Origin of the sequence: Methylobacterium sp. Leaf112, assembly GCF_001423295.1 — a bacterium.
Taxonomy (GTDB): Bacteria; Pseudomonadota; Alphaproteobacteria; order Rhizobiales; family Beijerinckiaceae; genus Methylobacterium.
On the sequence record NZ_LMNG01000023.1, the window covers coordinates 35,927 to 62,462 of the forward strand.

The window sequence follows — 26,536 nt, forward strand, 5'->3', positions numbered from 1 at the left end:
AGTAGAATTCGAACTCCACCTTCACGACCAAGGCTGAACCCCAGTCGAAGACAGCGATCGCAGCGGCTTCATGGTCCGGCGCGGCGGAGCAGACGAGATCCCATGCCGACATTCGACCTTCACGTCGTGGTTGCAAGACTGGACCCGCCGCTTCGGCAGGCCCTGGAGAAGGCCGTCGGCCTCGCGGTCGCCCGCGAGCACGGGGCGGTTGAGGTCGAGCACTGGCTGCTGGCCCTCGTCGACGGATGCCGGCCGTTCACCGATCTCTTGAGCGAACTCGACTGCCGGACCGCCTCGGTGTCGAACGAGGTCGCCCATGCACTGGATCGGATGCGCCGCAGCGGCGGCGGCGCCCCCTCCCTGTCGCAGGCGACGATCGGGTGGATCGAGGAGGCTTGGCTGACGGCCTCCCTCCGCTACGGCCGGGATACGGTCACGGCGGCCGACCTCGTCTCGGCGCTGACCACCTCGACCGCGCTCAGGGCCACGGTCCGGGACATCGCCCCGTCCCTTCGGGTCGATCCGGGCCGGATGGCGGACATGGCCGCGGCCGTTCCGGCATCGGTCCGAGAATCGGGTGGCCCCCCGGTCGACGGCCGTTCGCCCGAGGACGCCGAGATCGAGCGCTACACGGTGGACCTCACCGCTGAAGCCCGGGCGGGCCGGATCGATCCCGTGATCGGGCGCGAGCCGGAGCTGCGCCAGGTCATCGACATCCTCCTGCGGCGGCGGCAGAACAATCCGATCCTCACGGGCGAGGCCGGGGTCGGCAAGACCGCCATCGTCGAGGCGCTCGCCCTGCAGATCGCCGCCGGCGCGGTTCCGGCCCCCCTGGCGGACGTGTGCATCCGTGCCCTCGATCTCGGTCTCCTGCAGGCCGGCGCGGGCGTGAAGGGCGAGTTCGAACGCCGGCTCACGGCGGTCATCGCCGCCTGCAAGGCGGCGCCGACACCCGTCATCCTGTTCATCGACGAGGCGCACACGCTGATCGGCGCGGGCAACCAGGCCGGCGGCAGCGATGCGGCGAACCTCCTGAAGCCGGCCCTCGCCCGCGGCGAGGTCCGGTCGATCGCGGCCACCACTTGGTCCGAATACAAGCGCCACATCGAGCGGGACCCGGCCCTGACCCGCCGGTTCCAGGTGGTGAAGGTCGACGAGCCGGGCGAGGAGAACGCCGTGCGGATGCTGCGCGGTCTCGTGCCGGTCCTCGAAGCCCACCACGGGGTGACGATCCGTGACGCCGCCATTGTCGAGGCCGTGCGCCTGTCGGCCCGCTACCTGCCCGCGCGGCAGCTGCCCGACAAAGCCGTGAGCGTGCTCGACACGGCCGCCGCCGCGGTGGCGATCAGCCGTTCCTCCGACCCGGCCGCCCTGCAGGATCTCGTGGCCGAGGCACGATACCTCGAGACGGAGCGGACCTCGCGGGCCCGGGACGGCGACAAGGGGGACGGGGCCAAGGGGGACGGGACTGGCGGGCCGGGATCGCCGGGGGAACTCGACGCCCGCATCCGCGCCGTGGAGGAGCGCCTCGCCGCCGTCCGCGACAGGCTCGGGCGGGAACGGGAACTGATCGCGGCGATCGAGGCCCTGGAGGCCCCCGGGGAGATCGCGCGTCCGGGCGTGTCCGAGCGGCACGCCGCCCTGACGGCCGACCTCGCGGCGCTGCAGGGCGACGCCCCCCTCGTCCACCGGGAGGTCGACCGCGAGGCCGTCGCCGCCGTGATCGCGCGCTGGACCGGGATTCCGGCCGGGCGGCTCCTGCGCGACGCGGCCCTCGCCTCGCAATCCCTGGAAGAGCGCCTCAAACGGCGGGTGACCGGGCAGGACGCCGCGCTCGCGACGATCGCGGCCGCGACGCGGACCGCCACCGCCGGCCTCGCCGATCCGCGCAAGCCGCCGGGCGTGTTCCTCATGGTCGGGACCAGCGGCGTCGGAAAGACCGAGACCGCCCTGGCGCTGGCCGAGGCGCTGCACGGCGGCGAGGCGAGCCTGACCGTCGTGAACATGTCGGAGTTCAAGGAGGAGCATAAGGTCTCCTCCCTGATCGGGGCACCGCCGGGCTACGTCGGCTACGGCGAGGGCGGCGTCCTCACCGAGGCGGTCCGGCGCCGGCCCTACGGCATCCTGCTCCTCGACGAGGTCGAGAAGGCGCACCCGAGCGTTCAGGACGTGTTCTACCAAGTCTTCGACAAGGGCTCCCTGCGCGACGGCGAGGGCCGCGACGTCGATTTCCGCAACACCACCGTGATCCTGACGGCCAATGCCGGGTCCGAGACCCTCGCCGCGCTGGCGGCCGACCCGGAGACGATGCCGGAGGGCGAAGCCCTGGTGGAGGCGATCCGGCCCGAGCTCCTGCGCCATTTCAAGCCGGCGTTCCTCGGGCGCGTGACCATCGTGCCCTACCGACCCCTGACGCCCGAGATCCTGGCGCGGATCGCGCGGCTCCAGCTCGAGCGGGTGCGCGAGCGCGCGGCGGCCTCGCACGGGACCCGGCTGGTCTGGGAGGACGGAGTCGAGGCGCGGATCGTCGCCCGCTGCCTCGCGGCGGATATCGGCGCGCGGGCCATCGAGGGCACCCTGACCCGCGAGATCCTGCCGGCCTTGTCCGACCTGATCCTCGAACACGCCCTCGACGGACGCGTGCCGCGGGAGATCGCCCTCGGCGTGGCGTCCCACGGACAGTTCACCGCCTCGGCCGACGGGGCCCCCGCCGCAACCGCCGGGGCCGCGACGCCCCCGGTCGCACCCTCGCACGGTCCGCCTTCCTAGGGCGCCGGCGAACGTTCCCGGGCGACACCGCCCACACCGCTCCACACGAGACAGAGGGCCCAAACCATGCCGATTTACCTGCAGATCGACGGAATCCAGGGCGACGCCACCCACGAGACGCACAAGCGTTGGATGGACATCGAGTCGCTGCACTGGAACGTGACGCGCAACATGAACACCTTTGCGGGCTCCGCTTCGAACCGCGAAGCCTCCGAGCCGACGGTGAGCGAAGTCACCCTGACCAAGGTCAGCGACAGCTCCACCACCAAGCTGTTCCAAGAGGCCTGCTCGGGCCGCAACGGCAAGACGGCGACGATCCACCTCGTCACCACTGGAAACCCCGGCGACACCTACATCGAGTTCACGCTGCACAACACGCTGATCGCCGGCTACACCGTCGGCACCACGGGCGACCGTCCGGTGGAGACCGTGACGCTGAACTTCACCAAGATGGACGTGAAGTACACGCCGTTCGACGACAAGAACGCGCAGCAATCACCCATGATCGCCTCCTACGACCTCGCCACCGCCCGCTCGTCCTAACGGGCCGCGGCCACACACGCATCGGAACCGGGCCGCGCCGGCGTGCGGCTCGGGTGGATCGAGATCCGGCCTTCGCCCGCCCCGTGGCGCGGCGGCGGACCAACACGGGGAACCCGATGAAGCCTGTCCGCTACGTGCTGAAGGCGGGCGACACGCTCTGGCGTGTCGCCGAAGCGCATTACGGCGATCCCGCCCGCTGGCCCGATCTCTACGCGTTCAACAATCGCCCGGACATCCTGGCGATGACCGAGCGGCCCCTCGTCAACCCGGACCGGCTGGTTCCGGGCCAAGCCATCTTCCTGCCCGCCAGCCGGGAGCGTGCGACGCAGCGGAGGGCGCCCGCCAGCCAGGCGACGCGCTCGCCGGGGGTGCGCGGCGGGGGGAGCGCGGCAGGGCCGATCGCCGACGGCTTGGCCCGGAACGTGGCGGCCGAGACCCTGGTCAACGATTTCGCCCACGGCTTCCACCTCGCGGACGAGCGCCTCGCGGTGCGGGGCGAAGCGTTCGGCGCCACGCTCCGGATCAGCGGCGCCATCGCGCTGCAGCGCAACGGCCCTGTCCCGCTGGTGAACTACAGCCTTCGCAGCGCCGAGACGCAGGCGCGGACCCAGTCGGCGATGCTGCTGGGGCGGCTCCTGGCCGCGCGCGGCACCCGGCTGGGCTGGAACGCCGGCGCCGCCCGGGTGCGCTACCACGCGCCGCTGCTCGATCTGGCGTCCGTCGCAGCCCCCGAGGCCCGGCTGACATCGGGCGTGACCGCCCGCGGCGAGCCGGTGCTGACGGCGGAGATCACCCTGCCGGACTTCGCGGGCCGCATCGCCAACCACACCTTCGTGGGTCAGGGCGTCACCCTCGCGGTGGAGTTGCGGGCGACGCGGAGCGCCACGGCGGGCGCGGCCGCCCCGACGGGCGCGCGCGGCGACGATCCGTCGACCTGGACCTGGGCGAGCGCCGCGCCGAGCGCGGGGGTGATGCTCGTCGGAACCATCCTGTCGGAGGCGTGCGTGACCCCGGGCGGCGGCCTCACCGACATCGTGACCATGCTCGGGTCGTCCGTGGCCGGGCGCAGCCTGCCCGCCGGTCTCGCCGCGGCGGCCCTGCCGCGCACGCCGGTGCGGATCGGCGGCTGATCCGGCCGCGCGGCGGTGCGGGCGAACGACGGCCTCACCCGCCCACGATCTGCCCGGCCCGGTAGGGGGTGAACCAGCCCAGGCCCGCCTCGGTGCCGGCGGCGGGGTTGTACTCGCAGCCGACGAAACCGGCGTAGCCGAGGCGGTCGAGTTCGGCGAATAGGAACGCGTCGTTCATCTCGCCGGTGCCGGGCTCGTTGCGGGCGGGCACGCTCGCGGTCTGGACGTGGCCGACCAGCGGCAGGAGGGCGCGCAGGCGGGTGGTCACGTCGCCGTGCAGGATCTGGCAATGGTAGAGGTCGAACTGGAGCCGGAGGTTCGGCAGGGCGAGGTCGCGGATGAGATCGACCGCCGCCCCGAAATCAGCGAGGAAGTACCCCGGCATGTTGCGGGCGTTGATCGGCTCCAGCACGAGGTCGAGCCCCGCACGGGCGAGCCGTTCGGCGGTCCACGCCACGGCCCGGCGATAGGCGTCCCGCGCCGCCGGGTCGCGCGGGTCGGCGAGGCCCGCCATGAGGTGCAGCCGGGCGACGCCCGTGGCGGCGGCGTAGGGCAAGGCCGTCTCGATGCCGGCCTGGAGCTCAGCGAATCGGTCGGCCAAGGCCGCGAGGCCGCGCTCGCCCGCGTCCCAATCGCCCGGCGGCAGGTTGAACAGGGCCAGGGTCAGGCCGTGCCGGGCGAGGCGGTCGGCGATCGCCTCCGGCGGATGGCCATAGGGGAACAGGCACTCGACCGCCGTGAAGCCGGCCTGCGCCGCCGCGGCGAACCGGTCGAGGAACGGCACCTCGGTGAACATCAGGGTGAGGTTGGCGGCAAAGCGCGGCATGGGTCCTGGCACTCCCGGGCATTCGAAGAGGGCGTTCGCAACCGGCCGGCCGCGTGCCCGCACATTGCCCTTGGCGAGTCGGCAGGTTAGCCCGGCAGCGTACAGATCCGAAACGGTCCGCGCTTCGGGCTCGGGCCGGAGAAGCGGGGTCCGGCGGCATGGCGCAACTCACCGACAGCAGCCTCGTGGGTCGCGGACGATCCCTCGCCCTGTCCCTCGACGAGGCCGTGGCCCGCGTCGCCGCGCTCCCCGTGCGCGCCGGCATCGAGAGCGTGAGCCTCGGCGAGGCCGACGGCCGGGTGGCGGCGCACGCGCTCACCGCCCGCCGCGACGTGCCGCCCTTCGACAATTCCGCCGTCGACGGCTACGCCGTGCGGGCCGTCGACCTCGCCGCCACGGGCGAGACCCGCCTGCCCGTGCGGGGCCGCATCGCCGCCGGGCAGACCGGCATTGCCCTCCCCGGCACCGCCATGCGCATCTTCACCGGCGCGCCGATGCCGGAGGGCACCGACACGGTGTTCATGCAGGAGGATGTCCGCCGCACCGGGGACGAGATCGTGCTGCCGGCCGGTCTGGCACCGGGAGCCAATTGCCGCCAGAAAGGCGAAGATGTCGGCACGGGCCAGCGCATCGTCGCCGCGGGCCACCGCCTGACCCCGGCCGACATCGGCCTCGCGGTCGCCGCCGGCCACGGCCGGCTCGACGTGCGCCGGCGCCTCCTGGTGGGGCTGTTCTCAACGGGCGACGAACTCGCCGAGCCCGGGGCCGCCCTCGAGGCCGGCGCGATCCACGATTCCAACCGGCCGATGCTCGCCGCCCTGCTGCGCCGCCTCGGCGCCGACGTGCGCGATCTCGGTATTCTGCGCGACCGGCCCGAGACCCTCGGCGCGCGCCTCGCGGCGGAAGCCGGCCGGCACGATTGCCTCATCACCACCGGCGGGGTCTCCGTCGGTGAGGAGGATCACGTCCGCCCCGCAATCGAGGCCGTCGGGCGGCTCGATTTCTGGCGCCTCGCCATCAAACCCGGGCGCCCCGTCGCCATGGGGGACATCGCCGGAACGCCGTTCGTCGGCCTGCCGGGCAATCCCGTGGCCGCCTACGTCACCCTCCTCTTCGTGGTGCGCCCCCTCCTCGCCCGGCTCGGCGGCTGGGACTCGCCCCCGCCCCTGGCGGTCGCGGCCCGCGCCGCCTTCGACCACGCCAAGAAGGCCGGCCGGCGCGAAATCCTCCGCGTCGGCCTGCGCCGAACCGACGACGGTACCCTCGAGGCGGTCCGGCCCGCGGGCGCGGCGGCGGGCGGTTTGTTGTCGCTCGCGGCGAGCGACGGCCTCGCCGTCTTGTCCGAGGACCTGACCGCCGTGCGCGTGGGCGACGGGATCGCGGTCTATCCCCATACGAGCCTCGCGTGAGCTTGCCGTCGCGGGCGGCGTTGAGGGGACGACCCGCCTGGCCACGGGATCGGGTGCGGGCGCCCTCCCCCGGGAGGGCACCGGGTTCGGACACGGGCCCGCGGGCGCGCGTCGGAAGCCGCCCTCCGCCAGCGTGAGGCACGAGGGCGCTCCCTCTCTTGTAAGGCGTGGCGGCCCGCGTCATCCGCGCGAGGAACCGAGGCCACAGCCCGTGTGGCGTCAGGCTGACAACCGCGGTGGACGAGGTCCCCGTCGGGCCGAGGCTGGCGAAGCGCCCGGACCGTCGACGCCGTCCCGGACGTTCGACGGGTCTCGGACACGTCAGAAATCCGCTGGGGTGAGGGCTGCGTCGCGCCGAGAAGTGTGAATCCGCGAGCCGCGACGGTAAGGGAGCACTGGCGCGACGGCACGCGAGTAGGCACTTCACATGGGGACGGTACGAGACCGGGCTCATGTCCCCCGTTCGGGCGCACGCCCGGAACGGCATCCGCTTCCGCCAGACGACGCCCCATAAGGTTTCGATGATCACCCTCGACACGCCCTTCCTCGTCTCGGTGCTGCAGATCGTGTGGATCGACCTGCTGCTCTCCGGCGACAACGCCGTGGTCATCGCCCTGGCGTGCCGGGCCCTGCCGCCGCGCCAGCGCCGCATCGGCATGCTGCTCGGTGCCGGAACGGCGGTCGCCCTGCGCATCGTCTTCGCCCTGGCGATCACCTGGCTCCTTGCGGTGCCGCTCCTGCGCGTGGTCGGCGGCGTGCTGCTGGTCTGGATCGCCGTGAAGCTGGCGCTCGGCGAGGACGAGGATGCCCACACGGTGGACGAGAGCACCTCCCTGTGGCGGGCGGTTCGGACCATCGCCATCGCGGATGCGGTGATGAGCCTCGACAACGTCGTCGCCATCGCGGCCGCCGCCAAGGGGCATGTGGAGCTGTTCGTGTTCGGGCTGCTGCTGTCGATTCCCCTCATCGTCATGGGCGCCACCCTCATCAGCCGCCTTCTCCAGAAGTATCCCGCCATCGTCTGGGCCGGCGCGGGCCTGCTCGGCTGGATCGCCGGCGAGATGATCGCCACCGACCCCTTCGTGGTCGAGCGGATCGCCGCGGTGCCGCATGCCGCGACCTGGGCGGCCGCGGCCTGCGCCGCCTTCGTCATCGGCGTCGCCGCCCTCCTCACGCGGCGCCGGACCCAGGCTGCCGACGCGGTGCAGCGTGGCTGAAGACCGCTCTGGCACGCCCCATCGTCCGCGCCTCTCCGCCGCCGCATGGGCGGCGGGCTCCGCTGCCCTCGCCATCCTGCTGCTCGGCAGCTGGCAGCTCGTCCAGCCGGCCGAGATCGAACGGGCGGGGGTCGATGTCGCCGGGGTCGACTTCGCGGTGGCCGGTGGCTTCGTCCCGGCCCTGATCGTCTGCCTGTCGGTGGCGGCCCTCCTCGGCCTCGCCATCGCGGCCGAACGCCGTACCCGGCGGCTCACGGCCGAGGCGGACGCGGCCGAGGCCCGCTTCCTCGACGCCTTCGAGGCGGCGCCGGATCTCCAGCTCCTCGTGTCGGTCGCTGCCGATAGCGAGGCGACCCTCCTTCGGGCGAACGCGGCCGCGCGCCGCCGCCTCGCGCAGCCCGGAGATCAAGCCTCGCCGGCAAGCTTGGCCTCCCCGGCAAGCCTGGCCTCCCCGGCAGGCTTGGCCTCCCCGGCAAGCCTGGCCTACCCGGAAAACCTGCCCTTCACGGATGTGTTCTCACGCGCGGACGCCGAGGCCATGCGGCCGCACCTCGAACGCGCGGTCGCCACCGGCCTGCCGGTGCGGAGCGAGGGTCGGAGCCTGCGCCTCGGTGGCCTCGACAGCACGGACGCCCTCTACGTTCCCCTCCGGGGGGCGAAGGGCGCCGCGCTCGTCTGCATCACCCTGCGCGACACTACGCGGCTGAAGGCCGCCGAGGCGGAGGCGCACGCCGCGACCCACCTTCTCGGCATGGCCGAGGAGGTCGCCCATGTCGGCCACTGGCTCATCGGCCTGCCCGGCTTCGCGCTGACCTGGTCGGAGGAGGTGTTCCGCATCCACGGCGTCGACCCGGCGACCTTCGTGCCGACCCTGGCGGCGGCGATCCAGGCCTACCATCCCGACGACCGGGCGCGCGTGGAGGCCTGCATCGCCGCCGCGATCCGCGACCGGACCGGCTTCGAGATCCGCCTGCGCATCGTCCGGCCGGACGGCGACGTGCGCGAGGTGTTCGCCCGCGGGGTCTATCAGGTGACCAATGCGGGCGGCGCCGAGGCGACCCATGCGCTGTTCGGGGTGTTCGCCGACCTCACCGACCGCAAGCAGGTGGAGCGGGCGCTGGCCGACAAGTCCGAACTCCTCGAGGCGACCCTGGAGGGCATCGATCAGGGCCTGATGGTGATCGCCGCCGACGGCACCGTGCCCATGGCCAACCACCGCGCCCTGGAGATCCTGCGCCTGCCGCCCGAGATGATCGCCAGGCGCCCGGATTACCGGGCCGTGCGCCGGCATTGCCGCGCCACGGGCGCTTGGGGCATCCTGATCCAGGACCCGGCCCACTGGCACCTCGACGGCGAGCGGCGCACCACGGACCTGCGCTCCGAGCGGCGCCGCGTCGACGGCAGCGTCATCGAGATCCGCTCCCTGCCGATCCTCGGCGGCAAGGGCTACGTCCAGACCCTCACGGACGTCACCGAGCGGCGCCTCGCCGAGGACCGCCTGCGCGACAGCGAGGCGCGCTACCGGCTGCTCGCCGACCACGCCTCGGACCTCATCCTCCTCGAAGACCCGAGCGGGCGCCACCTCTACATCTCGCCCGCCGTCACGCCGATGCTCGGCTACACCGTCGACGAGGCCAACGAGGCGGGCCTGCGCACCCTCGTCCACCCGGAGGACATCGCCAACCTGTCGGCGACCCTGCACGCCCTGTCGTCGGCGCGCCCCACGGGCTCGGCGGTCTATCGCCTGCGCCACAAGGACGGGTCGGACATCTGGGTCGAGGCCGCGTTCCGGCGCATCGAGGAGCACGGCGTCCAGATCATCCACGCCATCCGGGACGTGACCGAGCGCCAGCGCCAGGAAGCCGACCTGGAGCGCGCCAAGGTGGCGGCGGAAGCCGGTGCGCGGGTGAAGGCCGAGTTCCTCGCCAACATGAGCCACGAGCTGCGCACGCCGCTCACCGGCATGCTGGGCGTCCACGATCTGCTCATGGGCGAGGCGACCTTGAGCGTCTCGCAGACCCGCCTCCTCGGCCTCGCCCAGGAATCGGGCCGCTCGCTGCTGACCATCGTCAACGACATCCTCGACTTCTCGAAGATCGAGGCCGGGCAGCTCACCGTCGAATCCCTGCCCTTCGGCCTGCGCGCCCTCCTGGAGGCGTGCCGCGAACTTTCCGTCGAGGCGGTGCGGGACCGGTCCGTGGCGATCTCCGTCGAGGTCCCCCCCGGGATGCCCGACTGGTTCATCGGCGACCCGACGCGCCTGCGGCAGGTGGTGCTGAACCTCGCCACCAACGCCATCAAGTTCACCCCGGACGGCAGCGTCACCCTGCGGGCGCGCCACAGCGGTACCGGCGCCGTGCCCCTCGTCACCATCGAGGTGGTCGACACCGGCATCGGCATCGCGGCCGACGCCCTCCCCCACCTGTTCGAGCGCTTCTCGCAGGCCGACGGCTCGATCTCGCGGCAATACGGCGGCACCGGCCTCGGCCTCGCCATCAGCCGCCGCCTCGTGCGCCTCATGCGCGGCGAGATCGGCGCCACCAGCCGGGTGGGCGAGGGCTCGACGTTCTGGTTCACGGTGCCCCTGCCCCTGGCGCAGGCGGCCGATGCCGGAACCGGGCGGACGGCGCTGACGGCCCCGGCGCCCCTGGCGCGGCGGCTGCTGCTGGCGGAAGACAACCCCATCAACCAGGAGATCATCGGCACGGTACTGCGCCAGAAGGGCCACGCCGTGACCGTGGTGGGCGACGGCGAGCGGGCGGTGAGTGCGGTGGCGACGGAGCCGCCCTTCGACCTCGTGCTCATGGATGTGCAGATGCCCGGCCAGGACGGTCTGGCGGCGACGCGGGCGATCCGCCGGGCGGAGGCCGACGAGGGCCGCGCGCGGCTGCCCATCGTGGCGCTCACCGCCAACGCCATGGCGGAGGAGATCGCCCGCTGCCGGGCGGCCGGCATGGATGCCCACGTGGCCAAACCCGTGGACTGGGCCCTGCTGTTCTCCGCCATCGACGGGCTGCTGTCGCAGCGCGCATCCGGGCCGGACGCGCGCCCGTAAAGGGACCTACCCTTCGAGCACGCCCCAGGACGGCTTCCACACGGCGCCGGGATCGATCACCACGATCTCGAGGCTGCCCTCGTTGGCCACGTGCACGGCGATGCCGAAGGCCTCGGCCACGGGGAGCGGCCCGGTGGTGCTGAACAGCCGGCCGTCGGCGAGCTTGACCTCGCCCGTCACGTCGCCGCACTTCTGGTCGAGGCACAGGGTGACGGCGCTCGCCACGGGGGCCTCGACGCGCCGGAAGGGTTTTGCCATCGCGGGCTGCTCCTGCTGAGTGAACGCAAAAAGGGCGGCTGTGACGCCGCCCTCTCCGTAGGATCGATATGGGCCGGTCAGCGCTTCGAGAACTGGAAGCTGCGGCGGGCCTTCTTGCGGCCGTACTTCTTGCGCTCGACCACGCGGCTGTCGCGGGTGAGGAAGCCCTCGCGCTTGAGCGGCGAGCGCAGCTCGGGCTCGTAGTAGGTCAGGGCCTTGGACAGGCCGTGGCGCACGGCGCCGGCCTGACCCGAGAGACCGCCGCCATGCACCGTCACGGTGATGTCGTACTGGTCGACGCGGTTGGCGATGGTGAGGGGCTGGCGCAGGATCATGCGCAGCACCGGACGGGCGAAGTACACCTCGACGGCGCGGCCGTTGACCACGACGGTGCCGTTGCCGGGCTTGATCCAGACGCGGGCGACCGCGTCCTTGCGCTTGCCGGTGGCGTAGGCGCGGCCCTGGGCATCGAGCTTCTGCACGTGGACCGGGGCGGCGTCCTCGGGGTTCTCGACGTTGCCGCGGGTGAGGTCGGAGAGGGACTGAAGGGTCGCCATGATCAAGCGCTCACGTTCTTGCGGTTGAGGCTGCCGACGTCGAGCGCCTGCGGCTGCTGGGCGGTGTGGGGATGCTCGGTGCCCTTGTAGACCCGGAGGTTGCCCATGATCTCGCGGAACAGCGGGCCGCGCGGGAGCATGCGCTCCACGGCCTTCTCCACCACGCGCTCGGGGAAACGGCCGTCGAGGATGAACTTCGCCGTCCGCTCCTTGATGCCGCCCGGGTAACCGGTGTGGTGGTAGTACACCTTCTGCTCGCGCTTGCGGCCGGTGAACTTCACCTTCTCGGCGTTGATGACGATGACGTTGTCGCCGCAATCGACGTGGGGCGTGTACGAAGCCTTGTGCTTGCCACGCAGGCGCATCGCTATGATGGAGGCGAGCCGGCCGACGACCAGGCCCTCCGCATCGACGATGATCCACTTCTTGTCGACATCGGCGGGCTTCAGCGAAAAGGTCTTTTGCGCGCTGCTCATCCCGTGACGTTCCAGTCTGATCTTGAAAAGGGTGCGCCGCCGCGTTCGGGACGCGACGGCGTTGGTACGGTCTCTAGGGGGTGACGGCGGGCGCGTCAAGCCCGGATGCGGTTTTGGACTGCGAAATGGCGAAAACCACAATGTTCTGAGCAGGTTCGCGGAAGTGGTATTCTGGTACCGCAACTCTCTCCTGGCCCCTCTCGTGGGAGGCGCCGCGGTTCCAGCGGGGAATGCCCGCACCATCGTCCCCTTGGGGGAACGGCTTCGTGCCTCACCGCTCCGGCGGGATCGAGTAGGTGCCGGTGGCGTGGCAGACGAGGTCCTCCGAATCGGGGGCCGTGATCGCCACCTCACCCACCGCCAGCCGGCGCCCGAGCTTGAGCAGGCGCGCCTCGGCCACCAGCCCGTTCGGGCCGGGCTTTCGCAGGAAGTTGAAGTTGAGGCTCGTGGTGACGGCCAGCGCCACGGGGCCGATGTTGGCCAGGATCGCCGCGTAGAGGGCGTAATCGGCGAGCGCCATCATGGACGGACCCGAGACCGTGCCGCCGGGGCGCAGGTGCCGCTCGTGGTGGTCCATCCGCATGGTCGCGCGCAAGGGGCCGACGCCGACGAGGTGATAGGTCCGCCCGCCCGCCGCCATCTGGGGAAACGCCGCGTCGAGGAACGCCACGGTCTCGGGCAGGGACAAAGCAAGATTGGGGGCGTCGGACATGCGGTCGGGTCTCCGTTCCACCTTGCAGCATGCCGGGGCATGCCCGACAAGATGGGGGCATGCCCGATCACGATGCCTACGACCCCGCCCTGATCCGCCGGATCCTCACGGAGACCCGGAGCATCGCCCTCGTCGGCGCCTCGGCCAATCCCGCCCGGCCGAGCCACCACGTCATGGCGTTCCTGCTCGGACGCGGGTTTCACGTCACCCCGATCAATCCCGGGCTCGGCGGCCGGACGCTCCTGGGCCAGCCCGTCCTCGCCCGCCTCGCCGACCTGCCCGCCCCCGTCGACATGGTGGAGATCTTTCGCAGTTCCGACGCGGCCGGCGGCGTGGTGGACGAGGCCCTCGCCCTCCCCTGGCTGCCGCGCTTCATCTGGATGCAGGTCGGCGTGCGGGATGACGCTGCCGCTGCACGGGCGGAGGCGAAAGGGTGTGTGGTGGTGATGGATCGGTGCCCGAAGATTGAGTTATTTCGGTGATACCATTTTTCAGGCGTAATGCTTACAATCAATCATTCTAATAATATAAAGGCCCGTCTCTTTAATCACGCCTCGTCAACAGAAAATTGCATCAATATTAATCAACGGAGCTGCCAGATAATTCATCTCTCGCAGCTGCTCGATTAAAGCGCAACTAGCAAAGCTCTACCGGCGCTCAGTAAACGTGATATCAGGCTCTAATTCTAGAGAAATCCGTCCATGCCGAACGGTGCTTGGCGGCCAATCGACCGACGAAATGAGATTTGGCGCGAATTGGCATAGTTTATCTCGGAATAACTCGATCCATTCCGAAATCTTCTTATCTGGTCGCACAATGCCACACGATCCATTGAGAAGCTGTGCTACCATTTCAGCAGCACCGGCAATTGAGAGCGTAGTTTCAATCCCCTCAACTACCCAGCGTACCGAAACTGAAATTTTGCACAACCGGCCAGCTTCGACCTCAAGATAAATAGCGTCTGCGAGCGCGCACGCAACTTGCGTCCACTCGACCACCAGCGGTTGATCCTGAGCAAGAACTATAGTTGAAAGATTAATCGTTGTGCTCTGAGCTGAAAGGAGCCGAATGTCGGTAGAGGCACACCAACTACGCATCAAATTTTCGATTTGGCCACGCCCTACTTCGGCGAATGAAAAGCAAGCATTTTCGTCATTGAAACTCAAATCTGTCAAAACATGACGTCCTGCGACCGCAGACTCGTCAGTTAAAGCCAGCCCAACATAGCTACTGAGCGCCGGCAGTACGGGAATTTCAGCCGCCTCTTGAGGATCTGATTTTTCCTGGCCCGCTTTTTCCGTTCCGCCCAGATATTCTTCGATTAGATCGTTACCACGGAAAAAATCCGTAAGAACGCTTTTCCAAGTCGAAACTGGTATCGATCCATCTAGCCTAAATAGTTTTGTATAATCAGCATTTTTACCCGATCTATCGATCGATTTTTCGATCCTGACCAGATAGGCATCTGCGTCATAGGCGCGGATTGCTCCATCAAAATGAGAAATTACGGCTTGCTGAAGATCGTATTCGGCATGAGCGTAACGGCACCCGAATGTATTATTCGGAAGGCCAGGCGTTGTATCCTCAACCAACTCCTCTATCTCGAACGTCCTTACCATCCGAGGCGGTAGGTTTTCTGGTTGCCGCTCTTCTGGGTTTTTCCACCAAGCATGGGTCTTACTAACTGCAGAATAGAATCTGCTCTCTTCATTACTAACTTTTTCAGTGACACCAGATTTTATTTTGGAAATATCGTCGTCAAAGTGCGGCCCATGCCAATGCTCGAGCTCAATTACGCTTCGCACACTATCTGGATGTCCCAGCAAATTTGGATCAAGTCTTAAGCGTGGCTTCGCTGCTCCAGCAATCGCGGCACGATGGAAGCTTTGCAACACATACTGGTTCAAACTATTTCGGTGCGACAAGCTGCGTCGGAAAAATCTGTGGGCAAAGATTACAAGATTCTGTGTAGTTTCGTGAAAAACGCCTGGCTGTATCTGCTTAGTACGCTGTAGAAGCACATTATAATCAGTCAAGCCATCCTTATCCACAAAACTGCCGCCTATCTCAAACAATTCTGGATACATATCTTTCGCTAGATTTGTACGTCCAATCGCTGCTCCCTCAACAAAGCAATACCCTGATTCAGCAGTTAAATGATTTTCAAGGCGCTTTTCAAGTTCGCTGAGATAGGGCTGAACTCCATAGTAATGGTAAGCCATCCAATATTTTTGGAGTAATTCGCCCATCTGATCCCGCTCTTCCGTTGTCGTCCAGCAATTTATAACTCCGACTTGTCGAGCCAAATCTTTCGCTATATATACACCTGATGGACGAGCCCAGCCGATTGGGCGACATAAATCATGACTAATGTTGCTTGGCATCCCCGCTGGTAAGCCGCGGCTTTGGCACTCCTTTAAATGGCGTTCGAGCGATCCCATCAGCTCAGCCAGTGGAAAAAGCATTCTATGACGGTTGACTCCATCGGTATTAAAAATAGTCAGTATTTTATTCATTCTCTGAATATATCCTACTACATCAACATTAATATTTACACGAAATACGACGTCTTACGATCACCGCTAGGAACCTCACGATATGAGTGTCTGCCGTGTTTCCTCCATCAACCACACAGCCCCAAAGCTAACCCCAGCCGCCACAGCCAAGTAAAGCCCCACCCAACCCACACCGCCCCACTCACTCAACCGCTGCGCCAGATACGGCGCAGCGGACGCCCCCAGAATCCCCGCGAGGTTGTAGGTCACCGACGCCCCGGTGTAGCGCACGCGGGTCGGAAACAGCTCCGGCAGCAGGGCCCCCATGGGGCCGAACAGCCAGCCCATGGCGAATAGGCCGAGGCACAGGAAGCCGAGGACGAGGCCGCCCTGGCCGCTGCCGAGCATCGGGCCCATGAGCAGGCCGAGGCTGGCCGTGAAGGCGAGGCCCGAGAGGAGGACGGGGCGGCGGCCGTAAGCATCGGCGGCCCAGCCCGAGAGCGGGATGCCGATCCCCATGAACAGCACGGCCACGCACTCGAACAACAAAAAGGTCGGCCGGGTGAAGCCCAGGGTCGAGACCCCGTAGCTGAGGGCGAACACCGTCGAGAGGTAGAACACCGCGTAGCAGGCCACCATGGCGAAGGTGCCGAGCAAGGTCGCGCGGAGGTATTTGGTGAAGATCACCGCCAGCGGCACGCGCTCGGGCGCGGCCTTCTCCAGGGCGGCCTTGAAGATCGGGGTCTCGGTGAGCTTCAACCGGACATAGAGTCCGACGCCCACGAGCGCGGCGCTCGCCAGGAACGGGATGCGCCAGCCCCAGGCCTGGAAGTCTTCGGGGCTGAGCGCCAGGGCGAGCCCCAAAAACCCGAGATTGGCGGTGATGAAGCCCACCGGCGCGCCGAGTTGTGGAAAAATGCCGTAGAGGGCGCGGCGGCCCGGCGGGGCGTTCTCGACGGCGAGCAGCGCCGCCCCGCCCCACTCGCCGCCGAACCCGAGCCCCTGGCCGAAGCGCAGGACGCAAAGGGCGAACGGCGCCCACCACCCGGCGGTGGCATAGGTCGGCAGGCAGCCGATGAGCACCGTCGACAGGCCCATGATCATCAGGGAGGCGACGAGGGTCGCCTTGCGGCCGACGCGGTCGCCGAAATGCCCGAAGAACGCCGCCCCCAGGGGCCGGGCGATGAACGCGATGGAGAACGTCGCGAACGCCGCCAGCGTCTGCACCGCCGGATCGCCGGGCGGGAAAAAGATCGGCCCGATCACCAGGGCGGCCGCCGTGGCGTAGACGTAGAAATCGTAGAATTCGATCGCCGTGCCGACGAAGCTGGCGATGAGAATCCGCGCGGCGGAAACGGAGGGGCTGACGGTGCGCATGGCGCCGCTTTAGCGAAGCTTTTTGGGGGCGCCTAGCGCGGATTGGACGCGTGCTGCCTTACATCTTGGCGTGAAGCTCGACAGGGCCCCCTCTCCTGGAAGGTGTGGGGACCCGCACCATTCTTGCCAGGGCGGCGGACAAGTTCTCCCCGTCTCCCGATTTCTGCCGACCCTCACGTCTTCAGCGGATCGTGCCCCCAGTTCATCAGCGAGAGGCGCCAGGGCGAATCCTTCACGACGTCCTTGTCGTCGGGGCCGCCCTGCTTGAGGTGGCGGTGGATGTAGCTGACGACCTTGCGCATGTGCGCGTAATCGTCCTCCGTGAGATCCGCTTTTCTGGTGTTCAGCAATTCGACGATGCGGCGGCCGGAGGCGTGGCCGGTGGATTCGTCGCTGCCCTTCGCCTTCTGACCGACGGATTTGCTCTCGTCGGTGTCGAGAAACTTCTCCAGGGCGGAGGCGGTCATGTTGACGGCCTCCTTGAAGTCTTTCCACGTGCTCGCGTCGTCGTGTTCGGCCACCGCGCCATCTCCCGGGTTGGCTTCCATTCCCTCCACCGATCACGCGCATCGGGGCGGTGCGGTTCCCGGCCGTGGCCGCGTGCCCCAGGGCGCCGGCGCTTGACCTGCCGGGATCGTCCGCTACAAAGAACGCATGTTCGTTTAAGCGGAACGGGGCCAGCCCCTTTCGCTGGGGTCGAGGCCGGCGCTAGAACGGTGCCGCTGCGGGCCCGCCGGCCCGAGGAGGATTTCATGACCGACCGCCTGCCCGGCTTCAACACCCTGGCGATCCATGCGGGTGCCGCCCCCGACAAGACCACGGGCGCGCGGGCGACCCCGATCTACCAGACGGCGTCGTTCGTGTTCGACGACGTCGACCACGCCGCCTCGCTGTTCGGGCTCCAGGCCTTCGGCAACATCTACTCGCGCATCACCAACCCGACCAACGCGGTGCTGGAAGAGCGCATCGCGGCGCTGGAAGGCGGCACGGCCGCGGTGGCCGTCGCTTCGGGCCACGCCGCCGAGTTCCTCACCATGAACGCCCTGATGCAGCCGGGCGACGAGTTCATCGCGGCCAACAAGCTCTACGGCGGCTCGATCAACCAGTTCAACCACGCCTACAAGAACTTCGGCTGGAACGTGGTCTGGGCCGACACCGACGACCCGGCCTCGTTCGAGCGCGCCATCACGCCCCGCACCCGCGCGATCTTCTGCGAATCGATCGCCAATCCCGGCGGCGTCGTCACGGACATCGCGGCGCTGTCCGACATCGCCAAGCGGCACAACATTCCGCTGGTCGTCGACAACACCATGGCGACGCCGTACCTCATCCGCCCGTTCGAGCACGGCGCCGACATCGTGGTGCATTCGGCGACGAAGTTCTTGGGCGGCCACGGCAATTCCATCGGCGGCCTCGTGGTCGATGGCGGCACCTTCAACTGGGCCGGCGACGACCGCTATCCGACCCTGTCGAAGCCCCGGCCCGAATACGCCGAGATGGTGCTCGCCGAGAATTTCGGAAACTTCGCCTTCGCCATCGCGATCCGGGTGCTCGGCCTGCGCGACCTCGGGCCGGCGCTGGCGCCGTTCAACGCCTTCCTCATCCTCAACGGCATCGAGACCCTGCCGCTCCGGATGCAGCGCCACTGCGACAACGCCCTGGCGATCGCCAACCACCTCGCGCACCACCCCGCCGTGGCGTGGGTGAGCTATCCGGGCCTGGAGACCGACCGCTACCATGGGCTCGCCCGGCGCTACTCGCCCCTCGGCTCCGGCGCGGTGTTCACCATCGGCCTCAAGGGCGGGTACGAAGCCGGCGTCAAACTCGTCTCGAACCTGCAGCTGTTCTCGCATCTGGCCAATATCGGCGACACCCGGTCCCTGGTGATCCACCCGGCCTCGACCACCCACCGCCAGCTCACCGACCCGCAGAAGATCACGGCCGGCGCCGGGCCGGAGGTGGTGCGCCTGTCCATCGGTCTCGAGGATCCGGCCGACCTCATCGAGGATCTCGATGCCGCGTTGGCCTGAGCCCGGCGCATCGGGCGCGCGCGCCGGCGCGGGCCGGGGCGTGGACCGGGCCGATCCTCGGCGCATCGGCGCCTGCGCCGGCGCACCGCGTCATACCCGCGCCGGTGAAACGATCGTGCGCCGCGCCCCGTTGTTGACGGCATGGATGACGGGGAATAGGCCCCACTCACCCCGTAGCGCGAGATCGTCCGGCTGCCGATGACGCACTCCCCTGACCTCCCTCAAGATTTGCCCGTCGTGCTCCTCGTCGAAGACGACGGCCTGCTCCTGATGGAGGCGGCCGACACGCTGGCGGATGCGGGCTTCACGGTGGTGGAGGCGAGCCACGCCGACAAGGCTTTGACGGTGTTGGAGAATCGCAGCGACGTCGGCGTGCTGATGACCGATGTCGACATGCCGCGCGGCTCCATGGACGGCTTCGCCCTCGCCCGCCTCGTGGCCCATCGCTGGCCCGACATCCCCGTCCTCGTCGTCTCCGGCATGGGCACGCCCGGGCCCCACGACATGCCGGACGGCGCCCGGTTCATCCCGAAGCCCTACGAACCCTCGACCCTCGTCCGCACCCTGCGCGCCTTCGTGCACCGGGCCGCCTAACTTCCTGACAGAATTCGAGAAAAGGCCCCATGGCCAGCGAGACCAGACCCCACCGCTTCGCCACCGCGGCCATCCATGCCGGCGCGGCGCCCGACCCCGCCACGGGCGCCCGGGTGCAGCCGATCTACTTCACCAACGGCTTCGTGTTCGAGTCGACGGAGCAGGCCGCCGACATCTTCGCCATGCGCCGGACCGGGTTCTCGTACTCGCGCGGCTCCAACCCGACGGTGGCCGCCCTCGAGCGCCGCGTCGCCGCCCTGGAGGGTGCCGCCTCCGCCGTGGCGGTCTCGTCCGGGCAGTCGGCCCTCCTGCTCATCCTGATGACGCTGATGCGCAGCGGCGACGCCTACGTCGTCTCCCCGCGCCTGTTCGGCGGCTCCCTCGGCCTCATCACCCGCCTCGACAAGCGCTACGACATGAAGGCGCAATTCGCCCAGGGTCTCACCCCGGCGGATTTCGAAGCGGCGATCACGCCCGAGACGAAGGCCATCGTCTGCGAATCCATCGTGAATCCGTGTGCCACCGTGATGGATCTGGCGGGCATCGCGGAGGTCGCGCGCCGGCATAGGCTGCCGCTCATCGTCGACAACACCCTCGCCTCCCCGGCGCTTATCCGTCCCATCGAGCATGGCGCCGACATCGTCATGCACTCGACGTCGAAGTTCCTCGGCGGTTCCGGTCAGACCATCGGCGGCGTGATCTGCGACGCCGGCACGTTCGACTGGAAGGCGGCGGGCGACCGCTACAACCTCATCGCCGAGCCGTGGGAAGATTACGACGGCCTCGTCATCACGGAGCGCTTTCCCGATTTCAGCTTCGCGGTGGCCTGTCGCCTGTTCGGCCTGCGCGAACTCGGGCCCGGCCTCTCGCCGATGAACGCTTTCCTGACGCTGACGGGCATCGAAACCCTGCCGCTGCGCATGGCGCGCCACTGTGCGAATGCCAAGGCGGTGGCGGGCTTTCTCAGGGATCATCCCGCCGTCGATTGGGTCAGCTACCCGGCCCTGCCCGGTCAAGCCGGCGAAGCGCTGGCGGCGAAGTACGTCCCGGACGGACCGGGCTCGATCTTCACCTTCGCCCTGAAGGGCGGCGAGCCCGCGGCGGTCAAGTTCATCATGGGCCTCCGGCTCATCTCGCACCTCGTCAACATCGGCGAGATCAAGTCCCTGGCCATTCATCCGGCGACGACGACGCACCGCCAGCTGCTGCCGCACGAGAAGGCCGCCGCGCTCGTTGGGCCCGAGACCGTGCGCCTCTCGATCGGCTTGGAGAACGCCGAAGATCTCATCGCCGACATCGATCAGGCACTGGCACAGGTCGGCTGAATTCGTCTCGCGGTCCGCTCCTCATCTGCGCACACCTCGTGCTCCATGGGCGACGAGGATCGCAGCCTTCTTTCCATACTCCCGATGGTGACCGGCACCCGCAAGCGGCGCGTTAGCCTTCCGAAAGGGTGGAAGCCGAGACTGATCGAGCAATAACCAAGCTACGTCCGCCGATCACCCTCGACGATGACGCCCGCCGTTGAGGGCGCGAAGGGCGCCGCGCAAAGTGCGTACGTCCTGCTCCGTCATCGCCATGCGGTGCAGCATGTCCCGCATGTTGCGGGCGATGATCTCGCGCTTCTCCGGCGGATAGAATCCGGCCGTCGCCAAGCTGTCCTCCAGGGTTCCGACGAGGGACGCCATAGCCTCGCGGGTCGCAGGTGGCGACAGCATCTCGCCCGAGAACGGCAGCTTCGCGAGCCCCGCCGCACGGCGCCATTCGTAGCCGACGAGGAGGACCCCCTGGGCGAGGTTGAGAGACGGGAACTCCTCCGTCACCGGGAACGTCACGATGGCGTCGGCGAGGGAGACTTCGTCGTTGCTCAAGCCCGCCCGTTCTCGCCCGAACAGGATCCCGGTCCGCTGGCCGGCGCGGGCAGCGACGTTGCGCATGGCGTCCTCGGGCCCCACGACGCGTTTCATCTGCCCGCGCTCGCGCGCCGTCGTAGCCAGAACATAGTGAAGGTCGGCGATGGCCTCCGCGACGGTGTCGAACACCGCCGCACCATCAAGAATGTGGGTCGCGCCCGAAGCCGCCTCGCGCACACCCTTCTTCGGCCAGCCATTCTTCGGCGCAACAAGCCGGAGTTCGGATAGGCCGAAATTCGCCATGGCACGCGCGACCATGCCGATGTTCTCGGCCAGCTGCGGCTCGACGAGGACGACGACAGGCGCGCTCGGCATCGGACTAGATTTTCCCGTCGAGACCCATCTGATAGTACTTGTGAATGATCTTGTCCTGGTTCTCCAGAAGCCAGTCGATGGACGGCTCGTTGGACATCGCCTTGCGGATAGCCTCCGTCATCCCCTTCCGCTGGATTTCGAACAGGGCCTTGTGATCGACGGTCTCGGCCTCGATCACACCGGGGCTCAGCCAGACCGAGCAGATGATCCCGAGATCGTTGGCTCTGTCTTTGGGAATGTAGCCGAGCCGCACAGCGTCCAGCACCCCATTGGCGATGGCGAACTGCACAGTGCCCATGAGGATTGAGGTGTACTTGCTCTCTGTCACGCTGACCTTGGACACGCACAAGGTCACCGGCCGGACCATGATATCCGTATTCAGCAGCGCAAAAACGCGGCTGTGTCCCACCACCTGATCGCCCGTCAGTGTAGCGAGCGCGGTGCCGACGGGCCCATCGAGTTCCCCGATGATGACTTCCGGCTCGGCGGCGGTGTTGGGCGGGCCACCCGCGACCAGGGCCTCGCCGGCTCGCAGGATGATGCGTTCGCTCATGGGCTTTCCCGTTCCGTCTCGTTGCGTGATGGTAGCCAGATCCCCCCTTGCGCACCGAATGTCCAGCCCCGGCCCCCACCTGACAGATGCCGTCCCCTGTCACGGCGTGATGGGTCCCTGGCGGCTTTCGCCGTCGGAACGCCCGCGCTATGACCCTGCCCGCGGCCGCACGGCATTTGCATGGGGCCCCTCGGGATTTTTGCGGAAGGCCTGACACGCGATGGATAAGATCAAGGTAGCCAAGCCCGTCGTCGAACTCGACGGCGACGAGATGACCCGGATCATCTGGAGCGAGATCAAGACCAAGCTCATCCATCCCTATCTCGACCTCGACCTCGAGTACTACGATCTGGGAGTCGAGCACCGCGACGCCACGGGCGACCGGGTGACCGTCGAGGCGGCCGAGGCGATCAAGCGCCACGGTGTGGGCGTGAAGTGCGCCACCATTACCCCCGACGAGCAGCGGGTAAAGGAATTCAACCTCAAGGAAATGTGGAAGTCGCCCAACGGCACGATCCGCAACATCCTCGGCGGCGTGATTTTCCGCGAGCCGATCATCTGCAAGAATGTGCCCCGCCTCGTGCCGGGCTGGACTCAGCCCATCGTCGTCGGCCGCCACGCCTACGGCGACCAGTACAAGGCGACCGATTTCAAGGTGCCGGGCAAGGGCCGCCTGACCATCAAGTTCGAGGGCGAGGACGGCACGGTCATCGAGCGGGAGGTGTTCAACTTCCCCTCCCCTGGCGTCGCCCAGGCGATGTACAACCTCGACGATTCGATCCGCGATTTCGCCCGCGCCTCAATGAACTACGGCCTCAACCGCAAGTACCCGGTCTACCTCTCGACCAAGAACACGATTCTCAAGGCCTATGACGGCCGCTTCAAGGACCTGTTCGAGGAGGTGTTCCAGAACGAGTTCAAGGCCAAGTTCGATGCCGCCGGCATCACCTACGAGCACCGCCTCATCGACGATATGGTAGCCTCGGCCCTCAAGTGGTCGGGCGGCTACGTCTGGGCCTGCAAGAACTACGACGGCGACGTGCAGTCCGACACCGTGGCGCAGGGGTTCGGCTCGCTCGGCCTGATGACCTCCGTGCTCCTCACCCCGGACGGCCAGACCGTCGAAGCCGAGGCGGCTCACGGTACGGTGACGCGGCACTACCGAGAACACCAGAAGGGCAAGGAGACATCGACCAACTCCATCGCGTCGATCTTCGCATGGTCGCGGGGCCTCGCGCACCGGGCCAAGCTCGACGGCAACGCGGATCTGGCCAAGTTTGCCACGACCCTGGAGACCGTCTGCGTCGATACCGTCGAGGCCGGGTTCATGACCAAGGACCTCGCCCTTCTCGTCGGCCCTGATCAGAAATGGCTCTCGACCACAGGCTTCCTCGACAAGGTCGATCAGCACCTCAAAGCCGCGATGGCCTGATCCGAAGCCGAGCGCGGCCCTGCATCGGGCAGGGCTGCGTTTCAGGCGTTGGCGGCATTCCGCTTGCGCGTCTCGGCACCTTTTTTCGCCGAGGCCGAGCGCTGTTCCGCCGTACGCGCTGCAGACGTCTTGCCGCCAATTTCGCCGCCTTTCCTGGCAGCCGGATGATCAGTCGAGCGGCCGCGGCCGGCTCCGCCAGGCTTTTTTCCACCACCGTCGTCCTTGTTCACGGTGGCCCAGGCACGAGCCTTGGCTTCATCCTCCGGAACACCGCGGGCCTCATACGACTCCGCGATGTGGTCGGCTTTACGAACTTGCTTATCGGTGTAGCGCGACTTGTCTCCCTGCGGCACCGCGTTGTCTCCTTCCGTCGCTCCCCGCCCCAACGACGCTCCCTGATCCACAGAGCGAACATGACGCAACAATCGGGGTTTCGAGGATGCCTGACCTTCACGAGCTCAACTCGCCTATCGCACCTTCGGTTCGCTGCAGGGCTATGTCCGTTAGCACGCGTGCGTAGACGACAAGCGGGACGATGCGAACGAAGCACCGTCCCGGACCCACATCAATCCTTGCGCGCGCCGAAGCGGACGCTGTCGATGTTGGCGCGCTCGAACGCCTGCATCACATGCTGGTATGAACGCTCCATCTCGGTCACCTCGGCGTCCTCGACCTCCTCGGGCTTGAGCACAAACATAAGCATCGAGCGACCCGTGACATCGTAGCGTTCGCCGATCGGTACGCTGACCACTTCCTGACTGTCAGGCAGATTGGTGTCGAGGAGGCGCGTCCACGCGGAAGCGCCTATGGTTGCCGGCAAAGTGAACGACACGAGATCGTGGTAGGCATTGTAGAGCAGCAGCAACGTGGCGTCGCCGCCCCGGCGCTGGATACCCGAGACCTGCGCCCGGCCGTCGAGAACGACCGCCAGTGACCGAGCATCACCCTGCGACCAGTTCTCCGGCGTCATCTCAGTGCCGGCCGGGGTTAGCCACGTCACGTCGCGTACACCGAGTTCCTCGTCGAACTCACCGGTGAGGAACCGCCCACGGGTGAGAATCGGCAACGATTCACGAAGAATCATCAGCCGCTGCGTGAACTCGGTGAGGTCGCGCTCCTCTGGGCCGATGGCGCCCCAATCGAGCCAAGAGATCTCGTTGTCCTGACAATAGGCATTGTTGTTGCCGTTCTGGGTCCGGGCGAACTCGTCACCAGCGAGCAGCATCGGCGTGCCTCGAGACAGAAACAGCGTCGCCATCATGTTGCGCATCTGGCGCAGGCGCACGGCCCGGATTTCTGGATCCTCCGTCGGCCCTTCCACGCCGTAATTGTTGGAGAGGTTGTGGGAGTGCCCGTCTCGGTTGTTCTCCCCATTCGCCATGTTGTGCTTGTCGTTGTACGAAACCGTATCGTTCAGCGTAAAACCATCATGGGCGGTTAGGAAGTTCACCGATGCCCAGGGCTTGCGCCCGCGCTTGTTGAATTTGTCCGCTGAGCCAGTGATTCGGGACGCAAGCGACGGAAGCAAGCCGAGATCCCCCCGCCAGAAGCCGCGAACGTCGTCACGGTACCGGTCATTCCACTCGGCCCAGCCGGGTGGAAAACCACCGACCTGGTAGCCGCCGGGGCCGCAATCCCAGGGCTCGGCGATCAGTTTGACGGAATTGAGCACGGGATCCTGGCGACAGGTATCGAGGAAGCCGCCCCCTTCGTCGAACCCATGGGGCTCGCGGCCGAGGATCGTCGCAAGATCGAACCGGAATCCGTCGACGCGCATCTCGGTCGCCCAGTAGCGTAGCGAGTCGGTAACGAGTTGCAGAACCCGCGGGTGGGAAAGATTGAAGGTATTCCCGGTGCCGGTGTCGTTGATGTAGTAACGCGGCTCCTTGGGCATCAAGCGATAATACGAAGCGTTATCGACACCTTTGTAGGATAGCGTCGGCCCCTTCTCGTTGCCCTCCGCCGTATGATTGTAGACGACATCCAAGATTACTTCGAGACCGGCGCCATGCATGCGCGCGACCATCTCCTTGAATTCGGAGAAGGCAAAATCAGGCACTGCCGAATAACGCCGGGCTGGGGTGAAGAACGAGATCGTGTTGTAACCCCAGTAGTTCACCAGGTCTTTTTCCTGGAGATAGTCGTCCTGCACGAAGGCGTGGACCGGCAGCAACTCGACGGACGTGACGCCAAGGCTCTTGATGTAATCGAGCACCGCCGGTGTCCCAAGACCTGCATACGTGCCGCGCAGCTTCTCCGGAACGGCCGGATGAAGCTTGGTGAAGCCTTTTACGTGCGTCTCGTAGAAGATCGTCTTCTCCCACGGCACATGCGGCTTGCGGTCCCGCCCCCAGGTGAAGGCCGGATCGATCACCCGGCTACGGCGGGTGAACGGCGCGGAATCGCGCTCGTCGTAGGTCAGGTCGTCGCCTGTCTCCATCTGGTACCCGAACAGGGCCGGGTTCCAGGTGATGGAGCCAACGAGACCTTTGGCATATGGATCGATGAGCAGCTTGTTGGGATTGAAGCGGTGACCGGCTTTCGGATCGTATGGACCGTGTACGCGGTAGCCATAAATGGTACCTGGCCTCGCATCGGGTAGATACCCGTGCCAGATCTCATCCGTGTACTCCGGCAGTTCGATGCGCTCGAGTTCCTGTTCGCCCGCATCGTCGAACAAGCAGAGCTCGACCTTCGTGGCATGGGCCGAGAACAGGGCGAAATTTACCCCAAGCCCATCCCAATTTGCCCCCAGCGGATAGGGTGAGCCTTCCTTGATACGCGAGCGGGTGGCGGACGCCTTGCCCGTCTGAGAAAAATCGTCGGCCATAACTGCTCCAGGGACGGCGCCCTGCCCGATGCGGCGCTCTCATCG

At 67.3% G+C, this 26,536-nt stretch carries 22 protein-coding genes and 1 pseudogene; 11 read left to right on the forward strand and 12 right to left on the reverse strand.

All coding sequences use genetic code 11. From position 1 onward, the window contains the following. Window positions 1-102 precede the first annotated feature (102 nt). From tssH to ASF52_RS10575, 3 genes are all read left to right on the forward strand, one after another. On the forward strand, window positions 103-2,769 hold the full coding sequence (tssH, locus tag ASF52_RS10565; RefSeq protein ID WP_082515283.1) for a type VI secretion system ATPase TssH: 2,667 nt from the start codon (window positions 103-105) through the stop codon (window positions 2,767-2,769). 66 nt (window positions 2,770-2,835) lie between these two features. After that, window positions 2,836-3,312: an Hcp family type VI secretion system effector gene (locus tag ASF52_RS10570; RefSeq protein ID WP_056171580.1), complete on the forward strand. Its 477-nt coding sequence runs from the start codon at window positions 2,836-2,838 to the stop codon at window positions 3,310-3,312. Between the two features lie 116 nt (window positions 3,313-3,428). Then, complete coding sequence (locus ASF52_RS10575) at window positions 3,429-4,442, forward strand: LysM peptidoglycan-binding domain-containing protein (protein WP_156630070.1); 1,014 nt, start codon at window positions 3,429-3,431, stop codon at window positions 4,440-4,442. A gap of 34 nt (window positions 4,443-4,476) precedes the next feature. On the opposite strand, the gene otnI is transcribed toward ASF52_RS10575, so the two are convergent. Beyond that, window positions 4,477-5,268 (reverse strand): 2-oxo-tetronate isomerase, encoded by a 792-nt coding sequence (gene otnI, locus ASF52_RS10580; RefSeq protein WP_056171584.1) that lies wholly within the window; start codon window positions 5,266-5,268, stop codon window positions 4,477-4,479. 158 nt (window positions 5,269-5,426) lie between these two features. Here otnI and ASF52_RS10585 point away from each other — a divergent pair, with 158 nt between their 5' ends. From ASF52_RS10585 to ASF52_RS10595, 3 genes are all read left to right on the forward strand, one after another. After that, a complete protein-coding gene (locus ASF52_RS10585) occupies window positions 5,427-6,677 on the forward strand; it encodes a molybdopterin molybdotransferase MoeA (RefSeq protein WP_056171587.1) in 1,251 nt (416 codons plus the stop codon). Window positions 6,678-7,198: 521 nt separating this feature from the next. Continuing rightward, window positions 7,199-7,894 carry a TerC family protein gene (locus ASF52_RS10590; protein ID WP_056172148.1) on the forward strand — a complete coding sequence of 232 codons (696 nt, stop codon included), beginning with the start codon at window positions 7,199-7,201 and terminating at the stop codon, window positions 7,892-7,894. Then, entirely contained in the window at window positions 7,887-10,949 is a 3,063-nt protein-coding gene (locus ASF52_RS10595; RefSeq protein ID WP_056171588.1) for a PAS domain S-box protein, read from the forward strand. The genes ASF52_RS10590 and ASF52_RS10595 overlap by 8 nt, the downstream gene beginning before the upstream one ends. A gap of 6 nt (window positions 10,950-10,955) precedes the next feature. Here the strand turns inward: ASF52_RS10595 and ASF52_RS10600 are convergent, their stop codons facing one another. The 4 genes from ASF52_RS10600 to ASF52_RS10615 all read right to left on the reverse strand — a co-directional run bounded on the left by ASF52_RS10600 (window position 10,956) and on the right by ASF52_RS10615 (window position 12,952). Further along, window positions 10,956-11,207: a hypothetical protein gene (locus ASF52_RS10600; protein ID WP_056171589.1), complete on the reverse strand. Its 252-nt coding sequence runs from the start codon at window positions 11,205-11,207 to the stop codon at window positions 10,956-10,958. Between the two features lie 77 nt (window positions 11,208-11,284). Continuing rightward, the gene (gene rpsI, locus ASF52_RS10605) at window positions 11,285-11,764 is read right to left on the reverse strand and encodes a 30S ribosomal protein S9 (protein WP_056171590.1); all 480 of its coding nucleotides are present in this window, start codon (window positions 11,762-11,764) and stop codon (window positions 11,285-11,287) included. A gap of 2 nt (window positions 11,765-11,766) precedes the next feature. Beyond that, window positions 11,767-12,240 (reverse strand): 50S ribosomal protein L13, encoded by a 474-nt coding sequence (gene rplM, locus ASF52_RS10610; protein WP_056171592.1) that lies wholly within the window; start codon window positions 12,238-12,240, stop codon window positions 11,767-11,769. Window positions 12,241-12,511: 271 nt separating this feature from the next. Beyond that, window positions 12,512-12,952, reverse strand: a complete 441-nt coding sequence (locus ASF52_RS10615; RefSeq protein ID WP_056171594.1) for a PaaI family thioesterase — start codon at window positions 12,950-12,952, stop codon at window positions 12,512-12,514. 29 nt (window positions 12,953-12,981) lie between these two features. Between ASF52_RS10615 and ASF52_RS10620 the strand changes: the two are divergent. Continuing rightward, a pseudogene (locus tag ASF52_RS10620) lies at window positions 12,982-13,431 on the forward strand (CoA-binding protein); the annotation flags it as partial. A 168-nt stretch (window positions 13,432-13,599) separates the two neighbouring features. Here the strand turns inward: ASF52_RS10620 and ASF52_RS22590 are convergent. From ASF52_RS22590 to ASF52_RS10630, 3 genes are all read right to left on the reverse strand, one after another. Beyond that, a complete protein-coding gene (locus ASF52_RS22590) occupies window positions 13,600-15,468 on the reverse strand; it encodes a hypothetical protein (protein WP_156630072.1) in 1,869 nt (622 codons plus the stop codon). A 75-nt stretch (window positions 15,469-15,543) separates the two neighbouring features. Further along, window positions 15,544-16,824, reverse strand: coding sequence for an MFS transporter (locus ASF52_RS10625; protein WP_056171598.1), 1,281 nt, complete (start codon window positions 16,822-16,824; stop codon window positions 15,544-15,546). A 173-nt stretch (window positions 16,825-16,997) separates the two neighbouring features. Beyond that, window positions 16,998-17,345 (reverse strand): DUF3140 domain-containing protein, encoded by a 348-nt coding sequence (locus ASF52_RS10630; RefSeq protein WP_056172150.1) that lies wholly within the window; start codon window positions 17,343-17,345, stop codon window positions 16,998-17,000. A gap of 231 nt (window positions 17,346-17,576) precedes the next feature. Here ASF52_RS10630 and ASF52_RS10635 point away from each other — a divergent pair, with 231 nt between their 5' ends. The 3 genes from ASF52_RS10635 to ASF52_RS10645 all read left to right on the forward strand — a co-directional run bounded on the left by ASF52_RS10635 (window position 17,577) and on the right by ASF52_RS10645 (window position 20,773). Further along, complete coding sequence (locus ASF52_RS10635) at window positions 17,577-18,854, forward strand: O-acetylhomoserine aminocarboxypropyltransferase (protein WP_056172152.1); 1,278 nt, start codon at window positions 17,577-17,579, stop codon at window positions 18,852-18,854. Window positions 18,855-19,052: 198 nt separating this feature from the next. Then, window positions 19,053-19,448: a response regulator gene (locus tag ASF52_RS10640; RefSeq protein ID WP_056171599.1), complete on the forward strand. Its 396-nt coding sequence runs from the start codon at window positions 19,053-19,055 to the stop codon at window positions 19,446-19,448. A gap of 29 nt (window positions 19,449-19,477) precedes the next feature. Beyond that, on the forward strand, window positions 19,478-20,773 hold the full coding sequence (locus ASF52_RS10645; protein WP_056171601.1) for an O-acetylhomoserine aminocarboxypropyltransferase/cysteine synthase family protein: 1,296 nt from the start codon (window positions 19,478-19,480) through the stop codon (window positions 20,771-20,773). Between the two features lie 174 nt (window positions 20,774-20,947). Here the strand turns inward: ASF52_RS10645 and ASF52_RS10650 are convergent, their stop codons facing one another. Both ASF52_RS10650 and ASF52_RS10655 read right to left on the reverse strand, forming a co-directional pair. Further along, window positions 20,948-21,676: an RNA methyltransferase gene (locus ASF52_RS10650; protein ID WP_056171603.1), complete on the reverse strand. Its 729-nt coding sequence runs from the start codon at window positions 21,674-21,676 to the stop codon at window positions 20,948-20,950. 4 nt (window positions 21,677-21,680) lie between these two features. Next, window positions 21,681-22,229, reverse strand: a complete 549-nt coding sequence (locus ASF52_RS10655; protein WP_056171605.1) for a formaldehyde-activating enzyme — start codon at window positions 22,227-22,229, stop codon at window positions 21,681-21,683. Between the two features lie 220 nt (window positions 22,230-22,449). Between ASF52_RS10655 and ASF52_RS10660 the strand changes: the two genes are divergently transcribed. Continuing rightward, on the forward strand, window positions 22,450-23,661 hold the full coding sequence (locus ASF52_RS10660; protein WP_056093930.1) for an NADP-dependent isocitrate dehydrogenase: 1,212 nt from the start codon (window positions 22,450-22,452) through the stop codon (window positions 23,659-23,661). Window positions 23,662-23,702: 41 nt separating this feature from the next. Here ASF52_RS10660 and ASF52_RS22025 read toward each other — a convergent pair whose 3' ends face one another. Both ASF52_RS22025 and glgX read right to left on the reverse strand, forming a co-directional pair. Continuing rightward, window positions 23,703-24,014 (reverse strand): plasmid stabilization protein, encoded by a 312-nt coding sequence (locus tag ASF52_RS22025; protein ID WP_082515284.1) that lies wholly within the window; start codon window positions 24,012-24,014, stop codon window positions 23,703-23,705. 212 nt (window positions 24,015-24,226) lie between these two features. After that, window positions 24,227-26,491 (reverse strand): glycogen debranching protein GlgX, encoded by a 2,265-nt coding sequence (gene glgX, locus ASF52_RS10665; RefSeq protein WP_056171607.1) that lies wholly within the window; start codon window positions 26,489-26,491, stop codon window positions 24,227-24,229. Between the last annotated feature and the right edge of the window lie 45 nt (window positions 26,492-26,536).

Excerpts from the sequence above, each read along its gene's own strand:
- ASF52_RS10615 (WP_056171594.1), bottom strand. The coding sequence starts at position 12,952 with ATGTCCGACGCCCCCAATCTTGCTTTGTCCCTGCCCGAGACCGTGGCG.
- ASF52_RS10645 (WP_056171601.1), top strand. The coding sequence starts at position 19,478 with ATGGCCAGCGAGACCAGACCCCACCGCTTCGCCACCGCGGCCATCCAT.
- glgX (WP_056171607.1), bottom strand. The coding sequence starts at position 26,491 with ATGGCCGACGATTTTTCTCAGACGGGCAAGGCGTCCGCCACCCGCTCG.
- ASF52_RS10590 (WP_056172148.1), top strand. The coding sequence starts at position 7,199 with ATGATCACCCTCGACACGCCCTTCCTCGTCTCGGTGCTGCAGATCGTG.
- ASF52_RS10600 (WP_056171589.1), bottom strand. The coding sequence starts at position 11,207 with ATGGCAAAACCCTTCCGGCGCGTCGAGGCCCCCGTGGCGAGCGCCGTC.
- tssH (WP_082515283.1), top strand. The coding sequence starts at position 103 with ATGCCGACATTCGACCTTCACGTCGTGGTTGCAAGACTGGACCCGCCG.
- rplM (WP_056171592.1), bottom strand. The coding sequence starts at position 12,240 with ATGAGCAGCGCGCAAAAGACCTTTTCGCTGAAGCCCGCCGATGTCGAC.
- otnI (WP_056171584.1), bottom strand. The coding sequence starts at position 5,268 with ATGCCGCGCTTTGCCGCCAACCTCACCCTGATGTTCACCGAGGTGCCG.
- ASF52_RS10655 (WP_056171605.1), bottom strand. The coding sequence starts at position 22,229 with ATGAGCGAACGCATCATCCTGCGAGCCGGCGAGGCCCTGGTCGCGGGT.
- ASF52_RS10625 (WP_056171598.1), bottom strand. The coding sequence starts at position 16,824 with ATGCGCACCGTCAGCCCCTCCGTTTCCGCCGCGCGGATTCTCATCGCC.
- ASF52_RS10635 (WP_056172152.1), top strand. The coding sequence starts at position 17,577 with ATGACCGACCGCCTGCCCGGCTTCAACACCCTGGCGATCCATGCGGGT.
- rpsI (WP_056171590.1), bottom strand. The coding sequence starts at position 11,764 with ATGGCGACCCTTCAGTCCCTCTCCGACCTCACCCGCGGCAACGTCGAG.
- ASF52_RS22590 (WP_156630072.1), bottom strand. The coding sequence starts at position 15,468 with ATGAATAAAATACTGACTATTTTTAATACCGATGGAGTCAACCGTCAT.
- ASF52_RS10660 (WP_056093930.1), top strand. The coding sequence starts at position 22,450 with ATGGATAAGATCAAGGTAGCCAAGCCCGTCGTCGAACTCGACGGCGAC.
- ASF52_RS10575 (WP_156630070.1), top strand. The coding sequence starts at position 3,429 with ATGAAGCCTGTCCGCTACGTGCTGAAGGCGGGCGACACGCTCTGGCGT.
- ASF52_RS10650 (WP_056171603.1), bottom strand. The coding sequence starts at position 21,676 with ATGCCGAGCGCGCCTGTCGTCGTCCTCGTCGAGCCGCAGCTGGCCGAG.
- ASF52_RS10570 (WP_056171580.1), top strand. The coding sequence starts at position 2,836 with ATGCCGATTTACCTGCAGATCGACGGAATCCAGGGCGACGCCACCCAC.
- ASF52_RS10640 (WP_056171599.1), top strand. The coding sequence starts at position 19,053 with ATGACGCACTCCCCTGACCTCCCTCAAGATTTGCCCGTCGTGCTCCTC.
- ASF52_RS10585 (WP_056171587.1), top strand. The coding sequence starts at position 5,427 with ATGGCGCAACTCACCGACAGCAGCCTCGTGGGTCGCGGACGATCCCTC.